Source organism: Agrobacterium sp. SORGH_AS_0440 (assembly GCF_031453135.1).
In the GTDB taxonomy this organism is placed as follows: Bacteria; Pseudomonadota; Alphaproteobacteria; order Rhizobiales; family Rhizobiaceae; genus Agrobacterium; species Agrobacterium pusense.
This window is the reverse complement of the sequence record NZ_JAVIYR010000002.1, coordinates 1,852,161-1,865,830: the sequence shown is the minus strand read 5'-3', so window position 1 is coordinate 1,865,830 and position 13,670 is coordinate 1,852,161. Positions and strand designations below refer to the sequence as shown.

At 59.7% G+C, this 13,670-nt stretch carries 10 protein-coding genes, 1 tRNA gene and 1 pseudogene; 9 read left to right on the top strand and 3 right to left on the bottom strand.

Going from position 1 to position 13,670, the window contains the following annotated elements; all coding sequences use genetic code 11:
* Positions 1-165: 165 nt before the first annotated feature.
* The 3 genes and pseudogenes from QE453_RS18500 to ilvC all read left to right on the top strand — a co-directional run bounded on the left by QE453_RS18500 (position 166) and on the right by ilvC (position 3,193).
* Positions 166-1,072 (top strand): annotated as a pseudogene (locus QE453_RS18500) (AraC family transcriptional regulator N-terminal domain-containing protein).
* A 398-nt stretch (positions 1,073-1,470) separates the two neighbouring features.
* On the top strand, positions 1,471-2,124 hold the full coding sequence (locus tag QE453_RS18490) for a TetR/AcrR family transcriptional regulator (RefSeq protein WP_004442706.1): 654 nt from the start codon (positions 1,471-1,473) through the stop codon (positions 2,122-2,124).
* Between the two features lie 49 nt (positions 2,125-2,173).
* Positions 2,174-3,193: a ketol-acid reductoisomerase gene (gene ilvC / locus QE453_RS18485; RefSeq protein ID WP_309777635.1), complete on the top strand. Its 1,020-nt coding sequence runs from the start codon at positions 2,174-2,176 to the stop codon at positions 3,191-3,193.
* A 68-nt stretch (positions 3,194-3,261) separates the two neighbouring features.
* Here the strand turns inward: ilvC and QE453_RS18480 are convergent, their stop codons facing one another.
* Together QE453_RS18480 and QE453_RS18475 are read right to left on the bottom strand one after the other, a co-directional pair.
* Positions 3,262-4,293: an endonuclease/exonuclease/phosphatase family protein gene (locus QE453_RS18480; protein ID WP_309777634.1), complete on the bottom strand. Its 1,032-nt coding sequence runs from the start codon at positions 4,291-4,293 to the stop codon at positions 3,262-3,264.
* 108 nt (positions 4,294-4,401) lie between these two features.
* Entirely contained in the window at positions 4,402-4,854 is a 453-nt protein-coding gene (locus tag QE453_RS18475) for an RbsD/FucU family protein (protein WP_309777633.1), read from the bottom strand.
* A gap of 272 nt (positions 4,855-5,126) precedes the next feature.
* On the opposite strand from QE453_RS18475, the gene QE453_RS18470 reads away from it, so the two are divergent.
* The 5 genes from QE453_RS18470 to QE453_RS18450 all read left to right on the top strand — a co-directional run bounded on the left by QE453_RS18470 (position 5,127) and on the right by QE453_RS18450 (position 11,593).
* Complete coding sequence (locus QE453_RS18470) at positions 5,127-6,371, top strand: PLP-dependent aminotransferase family protein (protein ID WP_004442697.1); 1,245 nt, start codon at positions 5,127-5,129, stop codon at positions 6,369-6,371.
* 333 nt (positions 6,372-6,704) lie between these two features.
* Positions 6,705-7,688 (top strand): ABC transporter substrate-binding protein, encoded by a 984-nt coding sequence (locus tag QE453_RS18465; RefSeq protein WP_004442696.1) that lies wholly within the window; start codon positions 6,705-6,707, stop codon positions 7,686-7,688.
* A 9-nt stretch (positions 7,689-7,697) separates the two neighbouring features.
* Entirely contained in the window at positions 7,698-9,392 is a 1,695-nt protein-coding gene (locus tag QE453_RS18460; protein WP_309777632.1) for an iron ABC transporter permease, read from the top strand.
* Positions 9,380-10,408 (top strand): ABC transporter ATP-binding protein, encoded by a 1,029-nt coding sequence (locus tag QE453_RS18455; protein ID WP_309777630.1) that lies wholly within the window; start codon positions 9,380-9,382, stop codon positions 10,406-10,408. The genes QE453_RS18460 and QE453_RS18455 overlap by 13 nt, the downstream gene beginning before the upstream one ends.
* A gap of 75 nt (positions 10,409-10,483) precedes the next feature.
* Positions 10,484-11,593, top strand: coding sequence for an endonuclease/exonuclease/phosphatase family protein (locus QE453_RS18450; protein WP_072494609.1), 1,110 nt, complete (start codon positions 10,484-10,486; stop codon positions 11,591-11,593).
* 29 nt (positions 11,594-11,622) lie between these two features.
* Here QE453_RS18450 and QE453_RS18445 read toward each other — a convergent pair whose 3' ends face one another.
* Positions 11,623-13,362, bottom strand: a complete 1,740-nt coding sequence (locus QE453_RS18445) for a GGDEF domain-containing protein (protein WP_309777629.1) — start codon at positions 13,360-13,362, stop codon at positions 11,623-11,625.
* 212 nt (positions 13,363-13,574) lie between these two features.
* On the opposite strand from QE453_RS18445, the gene QE453_RS18440 reads away from it, so the two are divergent.
* Positions 13,575-13,650 (top strand) — tRNA-Thr (locus tag QE453_RS18440).
* Positions 13,651-13,670 lie beyond the last annotated feature (20 nt).

Here is a 13,670-nt window from a genome sequence, read left to right as displayed (position 1 = left end):
GACGGCGGAATATGCAATGGAAGAACGAACGGGCGTTAGAGCGATCCTCCTAGCTTTTTGCACGATCCTGCAAAAATATGATGGTGCGCTCTTTGCGCGGGCCGAGAGGCTTTCTAGATAGATGACATCAAATACACCTCTTCCGTCAGTCAAGGGATTTCCCCTATGTCCTTGTCGTTCAATGTCTATCAGGAAATTGCTTCCATCGCCGCGCGGCATGCTACCAGCGACGGCGAGGTGCAGACGGCAATCGGCTCCCTTGGCATCAGCCGGCGTACGACTCCGAGCGCTCCCTGCCACGGCAGTTATCGCCCTTGTCTCGCCCATGGTGATCCAGGGATCGAAAAGCGTCCAATTGGGGACGGACACCATCAACTACGGTGCCGGCGATTATCTCCTGACATCGCTTGATCTGCCGGTTGCGTGGCGGGTGGTGGAGGCGAGCAGGGAAGTGCCGCATTTCTGCATCTCGCTTGCCATCGACAGTGAAAAGCTGCTCGATCTCATGCGGCGTGTTCCTATCGATCCGCCGGTGGAGCCGACGAATGCGCAGCGCGGCATCGTGGTCAACACAGCCACGCCGGAACTTCTCGATGCGGCCATCCGCCTGCTGCGCCTGCTCGATCGTCCCGCAGACATTGCCGCCGTGGCGCCGCTCATCGAACAGGAAATCCTTTATCGCATTTTGACCGGACCGGCCGGCAGGCAGCTGATGAACATCATTGCCGCTGGAAGTCACGGCAACCGCATCGCCCGCGCCATCGCATGGCTGCGCGAGAATTTCGCACGCCAGCTGCGCGTCGAAGACCTTGCAGATCACATCGGCATGAGCGTGTCGTCCTTCCATCATCATTTCAAGACGATCACGGCCATGACGCCGGTCCAGTACCAGAAGCAGCTTCGCCTGCATGAGGCGCGGCGGCTCATGCTGCTGGAGCGACTGGATGCCGGCACCGCGGGCCATCGCGTCGGTTATCAGAGCCCTTCGCAGTTCAGCCGAGAATATAGCCGCTTTTACGGGCTGTCGCCGTCACGGGACGTCGATGCATCGCGCGAGATTGCGGCGGGGTAGACTGGGGCTGTGCATTCGTAGCGGGTCGTCGGTGGGTGTGGCTTACCCCCCTCTGCCCTGCCGGGCATCTCCCCCTCAAGGGGGGAAATCAGCAAGAGGCCCCTTTCGCCACTCCATCCTCGACCGCTGAGATGGTCGAAACCTAGCCGCATATCGATCTCCCCCCTTGAGGGGGAGATGCCCGGCAGGGCAGAGGGGGGTAAGCCACACCCACCGACGACCCGCTACCACACACAACCGCTTGAAGACGTACCCCGCGTGCTATTCATCCCACGCCGCACCGCGTCAATTCTCATCCCCCTCTAAAGAATCCGCTTGACCGCAACGCCGCCTCCGCTTAAATGGCGCTCGAACCGTACCGTACGGTACATCAATCGAGCCCCTTGGAGTGGAAAGACTTGGCTTCCGACCCGATCACAGCGCAGGAATTTTCGCCGCGCCAGAACGCCGTTCTGGACCAGGCATTGCGTCTATTGGTCGAAGGCGGTGAGAAAGCGCTGACCACATCGGGGCTGGCGCGCGCCGCCAACTGTTCCAAGGAAAGCCTTTACAAGTGGTTCGGTGATCGCGATGGCCTGCTGGCGGCGATGATCACCTTTCAGCAGAGCAAGGTCCGCACCTTCGAAAAGGCGGGTGACCGCGTCTCCGCACCGCAGCTTGCCGATCACCTCGAGGTTTTCGCCCATGACCTGCTGGATGTGCTGGCAGGCGACGTGTCATTGGCGCTTAACCGTTTGGCGATAGGGCAGGCGAGCCGGGATGGCTCGAAGCTCGGTGATCTGCTGCTGGAACGTGGTCGTCGCCAGATCGACCGCCGCGCCCGTGGGCTGATCGAGGCAGGTCGCCGTTCCGGTTACCTGCGTTTCGATGATGCCGAAGAGGCATATCGCAGTTTTTACGGCCTTATCGTCTCGGATCTGCATGTGCGCATGCTGCTGGGCGAGGCGCCGGACAAGGATTTTTCTGCCCGGGCGAAGAAGGCGGTCATTGCCTTCCTGACCCTCTACGGCACGGAAAAGGTACATTCGGAACTGGGCGGCAAGGTCGCTTAAGCTTCCGGTTCAGACAACTGAGAGACAAGCATTAGGGAAGGACCATAAAATGCGCGTTTATTATGATCGTGATGCCGATCTCAATCTCATCAAGTCCAAGAATGTCGTCGTCGTCGGTTACGGCTCCCAGGGCCGCGCCCATGCGCTGAACCTCAAGGATTCCGGTGCCAAGAACGTCGTCATCGCTCTCAAGGCCGGTTCTCCGACCGTCAAGAAGGCCGAAGCCGATGGCTTCAAGGTCATGACCGTTGCCGAAGCCGCCGAGTGGGGCGACCTGCTGATGATGGCAACGCCTGACGAACTGCAGGCCGACATCTACAAGGCCGACATTGCCGGCAACATCCGTGATGGCGCAGCGATTGCTTTCGCACACGGCCTCAATGTTCACTTCGGCCTCATCGAGCCGAAGGCATCGCTCGACGTCGTCATGATCGCACCGAAGGGCCCTGGCCATACGGTTCGCGGCGAATACCAGAAGGGCGGCGGCGTTCCCTGCCTCGTTGCCGTTCACCAGAACGCTTCGGGCAACGCCCTTGAACTCGCTCTCTCCTACGCCTGCGGCGTTGGCGGCGGCCGTTCGGGCATCATCGAGACCAATTTCAAGGAAGAGTGCGAAACCGACCTCTTCGGCGAACAGGTCGTTCTCTGCGGCGGTCTCGTCGAACTGATCCGCGCTGGTTTCGAAACTCTGGTCGAAGCCGGTTACGCTCCGGAAATGGCCTATTTCGAGTGCCTGCACGAAGTGAAGCTGATCGTTGACCTGATCTATGAAGGCGGCATCGCCAACATGAACTACTCGATCTCCAACACCGCAGAATGGGGCGAATACGTCACCGGTCCGCGCATCATCACTGCCGACACCAAGGCTGAAATGAAGCGCGTCCTGCACGACATCCAGACCGGCAAGTTCACCTCCGAGTGGATGCAGGAATGGAAAGCCGGCGGCGCTCGCTTCAAGGGTATCCGTCGCAACAACGACAGCCACCAGATTGAAGAAGTCGGCGCCAAGCTCCGCGGCATGATGCCCTGGATCGGCAAGAACAAGCTGGTCGACAAGGCCGTCAACTAAGCTTCATTGCTTGATGAAAATTTTGGAGGCCGGGGCGAAAGCTCCGGCCTTTCGTTTTCGATGTGCCCTCACATGATGGCGTCGTCTTCCTCGACGATAACGGAAACGGGAAAGTGATCGGAAAAACCGCCGAGATTGACATTTTTGACCGCGTCGCCCTTCGACAGGCCGAAGCGGATAGGCCCCTCGTTCTTGCTGTGACTGACCATGGCGGCGATGGCTTCGACTTTTGCGGTTTCTTCCCGCACCTTGAAACCGTTGCTGCCGACAAGAAGTGATCTGGAGACGAGAATCTGGTCGAAGATATTGGCATCGCCGTTAAAGTAGAGCGTGCCATAAATCGTTCGCGCTGAACCGACGGAATCCATCACCAGCTGGCGCAGGTAGTTCCAGGCAAGATTGTAGAACATGGCCGATTGCGAGTTTTCGACATCGTCGCGCTCGCGGGTGGAATTGGCGTGGTAGCGCAGTGATGCATCGGAAGGATCGTCGTTGAAGTCGCCGAAGGCGATGACGGCGATGTCGTTGCCTTTCTCTTCCCTGATCCGCTGGTGCCAGTAGCCCAGCGTTTCGCCGGCTGTCATGCGAAAACCGGCGCTTTCCACCGCGCCGCCAGAGCGCGACGGCCAGTGGTTGGAGAGCGCGATAAGCTGGCGGCCGCCCTTGGTGATGAAGGTGCATTGGGTAATGTCGCGCGTGCCGGTGCGGCGCATGACGAAATGGCTGAAAATCTCGTTCTCGTTGATCAGTAGTTTTTTGCTGTCGTAGATGAAGGCGGTGTCGATGCCGCGCTGGTCCTTGCTGGAATCGGCGTGCACAACGCGATAGGCTCGCGTGGGCATGAGATCGTTCAGATGTTCCGCCAGCGTCTCCAGCACAAAACGGTTCTCGACTTCGCAGACACCCAGCAGATCCGGTCCCGCGCCGCCGATCTGACTTATGATCAGGCCGAGCTGTTTGACCTTGGTTTTGAACAGGTCTTCGGTCCAGCCTTTCAGATCGTTCTTCAGGCGCTCGTCAATCCACGGCTCGAGCGCCGGATAACCCTCCGGCGCAAACAGGTTTTCGACATTCCAGAATGCCAGGACATATCGTGTCATGATACCTCACCCCTCCGGTTGGTTTTGCGAACCCAGGGGAAGTTTTTGCCACAACAACTTTAAATTGTCATGACGGGTGAGATACCCGGCCCATCTTGTCGTGCGATCTTACTTGCCCGGCGGGATGACGCCCTTCGTCAGCAGAAAGCAGCCGTAAAACCGCGTCTCGCCCGTCGTGATGACGCAATAGGCCTGCTTGGCTTTTTCGTAGAAGGCAAAGCGTTCAATGCCGTACATGGGGGCGGACTTTCCTTCCGCCGCGTCGATTTCCTTCTGCACTTCGGTCTGTACCGGTTCCAGTTGATCGGGCGCGCCCATCACTTCCATGCGGCCGACTGAGGGCTGCAGCGGGGTATCGAGCGGCAGGACGGACAGGATCGCTTTCATTGCGCGGGCAGCGGAGACGTTGTCGATGTGAAGAACTTTGCCGACTGTGGTGTGGCGGGCAACAGAGTCGGAGGGGAAATTGGTGTCCGAGATCACCAGCGTGTCGCCGTGACCCATGGCGCGCAGCGCGTGCAGAACGTCGGCATTCAGCGCCGGGTCGATATTCTTCAGCATGTCCTCAAACTCCCATGATGCTTTCGCCGTGTCGTGGCTCGCGTGCAATCCAGCCGGAAAACCCCGTGGCGTCAATCGCAAAGGTGTGATTGTGAAGCTTCGCGCAAGGGTGTATTTGGCTTTGTCCGCGAAATCGGCCTCGATTGAGACCAGTTAAGGGCAATGTGCAGGGAGGCAGAAATAATTCGAAAAACTGATAAGTCAGTATTGCTGACGTATCGACATTTCTGTAAAGATGCACGCATAAAAACGACACAAGAGGAAACGTACCCATGCTCAATTGGGAACAAATTTTCGCCACGCGCTCTTCGCGCATGAAAGCGTCTGAAATCCGCGAACTGCTGAAGCTGCTCGAGCAGCCCGACATCATTTCCTTTGCCGGCGGTATTCCGGACCCCGCTCTTTTCCCAGCAGAGGAGTTTCAGCAGGCTTACGCGGAGATTTTTTCCGGCGCGCAGGTCAATGCCGCGCTGCAATATTCCGTCAGCGAAGGTTACAAGCCGCTGCGCGAATGGCTGGCGGGCGAAATGGACAAGATCGGCATCGAATGCACCGCCGACAACGTCTTCATCGTTTCCGGTTCGCAGCAGGGTCTCGATTATCTCGGCAAGCTGTTCCTGTCGCCAAAGGATACGGCGCTGGTCACCTGGCCGACCTATCTCGGCGCGCTCTCGGCATTCAATGCCTATGAGCCCAACTATGACCAGCTGAACCCCGGCGGTAACCGCACGCCCGAGGCTTACCGCGAAACCGCGGCCAAGCTTGGCGGTTCGGTGAAGTTCGCTTATCTATCGGCCGATTTTTCCAATCCGACCGGCGAAACCGTCGATCTGGCCGGACGGCAGAAGCTCCTGGAGCTTGCTGACGAGCTCGATATCGCCGTCATAGAAGACGCGGCTTATCAGTCGCTGCGTTATGATGGCGAAGCCGTTCCGCCGATCATGGCGCTCGACATTGCCCGTTCGGGCGGCATTGAAAACACCCGCACCATCTATTGCGGCAGCTTCTCGAAGACGCTCGCTCCGGGTCTGCGCGTCGGTTACATCGTCGCTTCCGCTCCTGTCATCCGTAAGCTGGTGCTGATGAAGCAGGCCGCCGACCTGCATTCCTCGACGATCAACCAGATCGCCATCGAACGCGTCGCCTCGCGCGGCTTCGACAAGCAGGTGGCCAAGATCAAGGCAGCCTATAGCGCACGCCGCGATGCGATGCTGGCGGCGCTCGAGAAGTACATGCCGAAGACGACCAGCTGGACGAAGCCGGAAGGCGGCATGTTCATCTGGGTGACGCTGCCTGAGGGCATGGATGGGGCGGCGCTGCTTGCCAAATCCATCGCCACCGAAAAGGTTGCGTTCGTTCCCGGCCGTGCTTTCTTTGCGGATGGTTCGGGCACGAACACGCTGCGCATCAGCTTCTCCTGCGCCAACGAGGCGATGATCGAGGAAGGCATGAAGCGCCTCGGGCGGTTGATTGCGACGGCTCAGGCGGAAACGGCTGAGGTAGTTCCGGCGATTTGAGGGTTGCGAGGTTTTTCGGCGGCGACGGGGGTTGTGGCTTCACCCCCCTCTGACCTGCCGGACATCTCCCCCTCAAGGGGGAGATCGACTCGCGGTTAAGGTATCGCCTATCGCAACAGTTGAAAATGAAGTGCTGTCAACGCCTCTTGCCGATCTCCCCCCTTGAGGGGGAGATGCCCGGCAGGGCAGAGGGGGTGAGCCGCAAGCACCAAGAGGCACTGTTCCCCTCAATCCCGCTGGCCCCAACAGATCACACCACTAAAATCCTGCCTGTCACATACATGTTATGCAATCATGTTTAAGCGGTCCCACCGAACAACAGGGACTGGATCCATGAAAACGCTGCTCTCCGCTTTCACCGCCATCGTATCGCTTGGCTTCATCGCCACTGCTGCCAATGCCGCCGATCTGGTGCTTTATACCAGCCAGCCGAATGAGGACGCGCAGGCGACCGTTGACGGGTTCAAGGCTGCCAATCCCGGTCTCGAAGTCGAGTGGGTGCGTGACGGAACGCCGAAAATCATGGCCAAGCTGATGGCGGAAATCAGCGCCGGCAATCCGGTTGCCGACGTGCTTCTGATCGCCGATACCGTGACGCTGGAGCGCATGAAGCAGGCCGGTCAGCTGCTCGCCCACAAGTCTCCCGAAGCCAAGAATATCGATGCCACGCTCTATGATGCAGACGGCTTCTATTACTCCACGAAGCTCATCACGACAGGCATAATGTACAATACGGCCGCCGCGATGAAGCCGACGAGCTGGAAAGATCTGGCGAAGGCGGAAGCCAAGGGTCTCGTGACCATGCCGAGCCCGCTGACGTCGGGTGCCGCACTGATCCACGCGCAGACGCTTGCCGCCGCAAATGGCCTCGGCTGGGATTACTACAAGCAGCTGAAGGCCAATGAAGCCATTGCCGGCGGTGGCAACGGCGCGGTGCTGAAGTCCGTCGCTTCGGGCGAAAAGGCTTACGGCGTGGTGGTCGATTACATGCCGATCCGTGAAAAGGCCAAGGGCGCACCGGTCGAATTCGTCTTCCCGGAAGAGGGCGTTTCTGCTGTCACCGAGCCGGTCGCGATCATCAAGGGCACCAAGCACGAGGAAGCGGCCAAGAAGTTTGTCGATTACGTGCTTTCGGAAAAGGGCCAGCAGGGCTTCGTCAAGCTCGGTTACATCCCTGTCCGTGCCGATGCCGGCATGCCGGAAGGTTTCCCGGCCCGCGACAAGATCAAGGTTCTGCCGCTCAGCGCTGCCGATGCACTGAAGAATTCCGAACAGGATCTCAAGACCTTCTCCGATATTTTCGGTTCCAAGGGCTGATAAATCGGAATGACCCGTTCCAAGGCTTATGGAAACAGCCAGCCGCGCTGGCTGTTTCCTTTTGTGGTGAGTGTTGTTTTTGCGCTGAGCGCGCTGCCGCTCGGACGCCTCGCCTATACCGGCGTCGTTTCGTCACTGAATGGTGACATATGGCGACTTCTGGCCGATCCGGCGCTCTGGGATGCGGCGCTGAACACGCTCTCCACCTCGTTTTTAGGCATGCTGATTTCACTCGGAATCGGCGGCGCTTTCGCGCTTGCCCTGACGCTCTGCGACATCCGCGGCAAGTCGATCTTAAGCTTCCTGTTCATGCTGCCGATGATGATCCCGCCGCAGGTGACGGCGCTGTCGTGGATCGGCATGACCGGCCCGTCGAGTACGCTGCTGAAGGCCATCGGTCTCGCGCCGGCGATGGGTTCGCCGCAGCCGCTTTATTCAATCGCTGGCATCGCACTCTTGCTCGGTGTGCAGCACGCGCCGCTCGTCTATCTGTCGCTGCGCGCGGGGCTGCTCGCCTTACCGCAGGATGGCATAGAGGCCGCCAAGCTTTCCGGGGCTTCACCACGGCGCGTTTTGTGCGATATCATCCTGCCGCTTTCCACGCCTGGACTGATCGCGGGCGCGGCGATCTCCTTCGTCTCCAACGTCGGCAATTTCGGCATTCCGGCGATCCTCGGCATCCCCGCTTCGATCTTTACCCTGCCGACGCTGATCTACAGCCGTTTTGCCAGTTTCGGTACCAGCACCTTCGGTGATATCGCCATTCTCTCGACCATGATCGCCATCATTTCCGTCGCCGGGCTTGCGCTGCAGGAACGGGCGATGAAGGGGAGGGACTATCGCATCATTGGCCTTTCCGGCAAGGCGGCGACCTTCCGGCTTGGGCTGTGGCGGGTGGCGGCGGAGCTTGCCCTGTGGCTCGTGCTGTTCTTCATGCTGGTGGCGCCGCTGACGGCGCTGGTGGCAAGCTCGCTCGCGCCTGCCTATGGGGTGCCGCTCAGCCTCAAGACCGCGACGCTGCATGCCTATGAAGAGTTGCTCTATCGGCAGAGCGTAACCCGCACGGCGTTCCGCAATTCGCTGTTTCTGGCGACGACGACATCCTTGTGTCTCCTGGCGGTGACAGTGCTGACGGCTTATTTCCTCGTGCGTGGCAAAAGCCGGTTCATGTTCCTGCTTTCGGCGCTGGTGGATATTCCCTATGCGCTGCCGGGGGTGGTGATTTCCGTCTCTTTCGTGCTGCTTTTCGCCGCTCCCATTCCATTGCTCGGCATTACGCTTTACGGCACGATCTGGATCATTCTGCTTGCCTATTTCTCCTCTTTCTTCGCGGTCAGCCTGAAACCAATGGTCAGCGCTTTCCTGCAATTCGATCCATCGCTGGAAGAGGCAGCAAGGCTGTCGGGCGCGGGTTTCTGGCGACGGCTCAAGGATATTATCCTGCCGCTGGTCGGGCCCGCGGCAGGGGCTTCCGTCATCCTCGTGTTTCTGATCGCCTGCAACGAGCTGACGGTTTCGGCGCTCCTTTGGTCTGCCGGCACACAGACGCTCGGCGTGCTCATCTACAACCTCGATGACAGCGGCAGCTTCGATCTCGCCTCGGCGCTATCGGTGCTTGTCGTCATCATGGTGATTTTCCTCATGCTGCTGCTCGAAATTCTGGGGCGCTATCTGCCAAAAGGAGTTGTGCCTTGGCGAAACTGATCCTTAACCGCCTGTCGAAGAGCTTCGGTGCCGGTTCGAAACCGGCCGTGGACGATGTTTCTCTCACTGTGCGGGAAGGCGGCTTTCTGGCGCTGCTCGGACCCTCCGGCTGCGGCAAGACCACAGTGCTGCGCATGGTTGCCGGGTTCGAACAGCCGACGGATGGTTCCATCCTGCTCGGCGAGCGGGTGCTGGCCGATGCCGGCAGCATGGTGGCGCCGGAGCGGCGCAACATGGCAATGGTGTTCCAGTCCTATGCGCTGTGGCCGCACATGTCGGTTGCCGACAATGCCGGCTACCCTTTGAAGGTGCGCGGTATTACGGGCGAAAAATACCGCGAGAGGGTGCGTCAGGCGCTTGCCGCCGTCCGACTTGAGAGCTTCGCGGATCGCCGTCCCGCCGAACTTTCCGGTGGCCAGCGGCAGCGTGTTGCGCTCGCCCGCTGCCTCGTCACCGAGCCTGACGTCGTATTGCTCGATGAACCGCTCGCCAACCTCGACCGGCATCTGCGGCAGGAAATGGAAGAGACATTTCGGGATTTCCATGCCCGTTCCGGCGCGACGATGATCTATGTCACTCACGATCAGGCGGAAGCCATGGCGCTGGCAACCGATGTCGCCGTCATGTCGCACGGCAAACTGCTTCAGGTCGCGGCGCCTGCGGAGCTTTACGCGCGGCCGGAGGGCAGGCTGGTCGGGTCGCTGGTCGGGCAGGGGACGATCCTCAGCCTCCCACTGCCGGAAGGGGCATCGCGCGATCTCGACTGGTCCGCACTTCGGGCGGCGATGGAGAGAGGCGCGGGAGCATCGCGGGCCGACGTGCTTGTGAGGCCGCAGGATGTGGTGCGGGACGCGGAAGGCATTGCCAGCACCGTCACCTCGGTTCTGTACGAGGGCGAGCGTTATGCCCTTCGTCTTGACCTGCCGGATGGGCAGGCGGTCAGGGCCTATTCGCGTGAAGCCGCAGCTGTGGGTGACAGGCTTCCGGTTGCCATTCGCAGCGGGTGGCGGCTTTAGAGCGCACGCACTGCCGAACGCTGGAAAGGCGGAGCGACACCGGCTAAGCTGGGGTCGCAGCAATGGGAATGATTCATGTCGCTTCGGCTTGCCACCTTCAATATCGAAAATCTTCTTACCCGTTTCGATTTCACCGGCTTTCGCAACCAGACGCGACGCGACAGGGCGATCCAGCTTTTTGATATCAGGGACGAGGCGACCTATCAGGCCCTTGAAAGTGCGCGGATGGTCTCATCCACCGACGATACGCGCCAGCTTTCGGCGCTCGCCATCGCCGACGCGGATGCCGATATTCTCTGCCTGCAGGAAGTCGACAACATGGCGGCCCTGCAGGCCTTCGAATATGGCTATCTCTATCGCATGGTCGGCAATGGCTATCTGCAGAAATATCTGGTCGAGGGCAATGACAGCCGCGGTATCGATGTCGCGGTCGTCATGCGCGAGGAGACGCGGGATGGCGAGAAGATCGAGGTGGTCGACATCAAGAGCCATGCGGCACTGACCTATCGCAATCTCGATCTCTTCAATCCGGAACTCGCCGCGACCAACCAGATCGATGACAAGATATTCAAACGGGATTGCCTTGAAATCGATCTGAGGATCGGCGGCAAGCCGCTGACGCTTTACGTCACGCATTTCAAGTCCATGACCAATGCCCGTGAAGCATTGGACGCCCGGCTCGGCACCATGCCGATCCGCGAGGCGGAAGCCATGGCTGTGCGCCGCATCATCGAAAATCGCTGGGGTGCGGGCAATACGCGCAACAAGAATTTCGCGATCTGCGGCGACATGAACGACTATCAGGAACGCGTCGCGATTGCCGGTGACAGGCGCAATGGCTACAGCTTCACGCCCGTCGAAGAGGCAAGAAGTGCGCTCGATGTCTTCACTGCCGACGATTTCGTCATCAATCCTATGCTGCGTCGCGATGTCATGGACCGCTGGACGCTCTATCATTCGCGGGGCCCACAGGAGCAGCATTTGTGCCAGCTTGATTACATCTGGCTTTCTCCGCGCCTGGCCGAAAGCAACGCGACGCGGGTTCCCGAAATCGTCCGCGCCGGCCAGCCTTATCGCACCATCTTTCCGCCGGGGCAGGAGGTGGAGCGTTATCCGCGCACTGGCTGGGACCGCCCCAAGGCTTCCGATCATTGCCCAGTCGTGATGACGCTGGACCTGATCTGACGTCGTCGGCGGTCGGAAACCGGTGGCTTCTAACCGTTGGCGGCTTTCGGGAAATAGGTGGCCCAGACCCGGTTGCGACCTGCGCGCTTGGCTTCATAAAGCCGGTCATCGGCAATCGCGATCAACTCGTCCCAGCTGTTGACCGCCCGCGCTTCCTGCCAGACGACGCCAAAGCTCGCCGTCAGCGACAATCCACTTTGTTCATCCACGATCTGGGCTTCGATCAGGCGGCGGAGGCGGTCGGCCGTTGCCGTTGCCGTGGCATGGCTGACATCCTGCAGCACCACGACGAATTCTTCGCCGCCATAGCGGGCAAGAATGTCGTTCTTGCGCAATGCACCCCGCAACAAAGCCGCGGTCTTTTGAAGTGCAATGTCACCCATGGCATGGCCATAACGGTCATTGATCGATTTGAAGTGGTCGATGTCGACGATCATTACGCCGAGCGACTGACACTGGTCCTCGCCCGTCAACAGGGAACGAACGGCCTTTTCGAGCGCCCGTCGGTTGAACACGCCCGTCAGCGCATCCGTCTCGGAAAGTGCGCGTAACTGTTCGGCCAGCGCGCGCTGCTGGTTCTCCATTTCGCCCTTCTGGCGAAGCTGCTCCCGCAGGAAGTCGAGTTCCTGGAACATCTTCTTCACCTCCGGGGCGACCCTGTCCTCATGCTGCGCCTCTGAAAGATCGCCCGCGGCGATGGCCGCAATCTGTGCCTGAACGGATTGCATGGGCCGGAACAGCGCTGTTTTGTAGACAGATGTGAGCCGTAGCAGGACCAGAACCGCAATACCTGCGAGAAAAAGCGATGTGGCGCCGTAGATCAGCGCTTCCTGCTGCTTCTTTTCGAGTCGCGCGCGTGTCTCGGCCAGAATGAGATCGCGCAACGTATCGGATGAACGCATCCCCGAAATATAGTTCCTGGAAAATTCAAGCACGCTCGGCTGGGCGGACGGCATGGCGATCACGATCGTATTCTGCGCGTAGCGCAGCGCCTGACCGAAATAATAGGTTTCGAGATCGCGGAACGCCCTGTCCAGTCGCGGCGTGGAAAGATAGGCGGCGGTGTAGTTGGTCAACGATGCCTTCAGTGATAGCAGGCTCTGCATCTCCGCATCGAACTTGGCGCGATAACCCAGCTTTTCCTGTCTGTTCGCCCGCAGACTCATGATCACATAGGAGCCGAGGCGGCCGATCCTGTCCCGCATGACACCGGCGGTGCCCGTCATCGCGATGTCTATCGCCACATCGGGCGTCACCTTGATGATGGCACGCGCTGCCTTGCCACGCAGCAGATTGACACTGTCGGCGGCCTTGAACATCGATGATATGGCGCCCGACATGGCCGTGTGGCTGCGTGCTGACAGTGGCAGGGCGGCTACCTGATCCACCGCGTTGCGGGACTGCGCGAGTTTCTCGCGGGTCTCGGCCAGCGATTTCGCCAGCTCCGGCTGGGTCCTGATGTCGTCGGCGAAGGAAGCTTCCAGTTCCGACAGCTTGTCGTCCGTTGCCTTGCGCGCGGCAGCGAGAGCTGCAACCAGATCCTGTTCAGCGGTGGATGCGCCCATCACATTGTTCGCGGGACCGCGCTCCGCCGAAACCAGCCATGCGGACTGGAGAGCGGTTTCGAAGCGGGTGAGCTGCGCCGCGTTGGTGCGGTAACGCAGATAGTTGGAAACGCTTGGCAGCGCGGCAAGTGTGGCCAGCAGGATGGAGCTCGCGGCGATGACGATCGTGCCCGTTAGCTGAATTTTCTGTATGCTTGCGCGCATTTGATGCGTTGTTCTCACTCAATCGGGTATAATTCATCACCATTTTAGCCGCGCCGCGTAAATACTTCGCTTATATTGCTGCGCTTTTGCCGTCTTGACGATCCTGCGGCCTGGCCTGCGGGCATGGTGTGGAAAAGCGCGCCGCCCGTGCTGCGTGATCAGTTTTTGCTTTACACCCGGTCAGAATCTGATAGTTGGCAAGGCACTGGATTGCCCTTGTAGCTCAGTTGGTAGAGCACCTGATTTGTAATCAGGGGGTCGCGGGTTCGAACCCTGCCGGGGGCACCAGTATTTTCAAGGATTTGGCC

Bases quoted from the DNA above. Each gene is read 5' to 3' on its own strand.
- ilvC (WP_309777635.1), top strand. From the start codon at position 2,174: ATGCGCGTTTATTATGATCGTGATGCCGATCTCAATCTCATCAAGTCC.
- QE453_RS18480 (WP_309777634.1), bottom strand. From the start codon at position 4,293: ATGACACGATATGTCCTGGCATTCTGGAATGTCGAAAACCTGTTTGCG.
- QE453_RS18475 (WP_309777633.1), bottom strand. From the start codon at position 4,854: ATGCTGAAGAATATCGACCCGGCGCTGAATGCCGACGTTCTGCACGCG.
- QE453_RS18470 (WP_004442697.1), top strand. From the start codon at position 5,127: ATGCTCAATTGGGAACAAATTTTCGCCACGCGCTCTTCGCGCATGAAA.
- QE453_RS18465 (WP_004442696.1), top strand. From the start codon at position 6,705: ATGAAAACGCTGCTCTCCGCTTTCACCGCCATCGTATCGCTTGGCTTC.
- QE453_RS18460 (WP_309777632.1), top strand. From the start codon at position 7,698: ATGACCCGTTCCAAGGCTTATGGAAACAGCCAGCCGCGCTGGCTGTTT.
- QE453_RS18450 (WP_072494609.1), top strand. From the start codon at position 10,484: ATGTCGCTTCGGCTTGCCACCTTCAATATCGAAAATCTTCTTACCCGT.
- QE453_RS18445 (WP_309777629.1), bottom strand. From the start codon at position 13,362: ATGCGCGCAAGCATACAGAAAATTCAGCTAACGGGCACGATCGTCATC.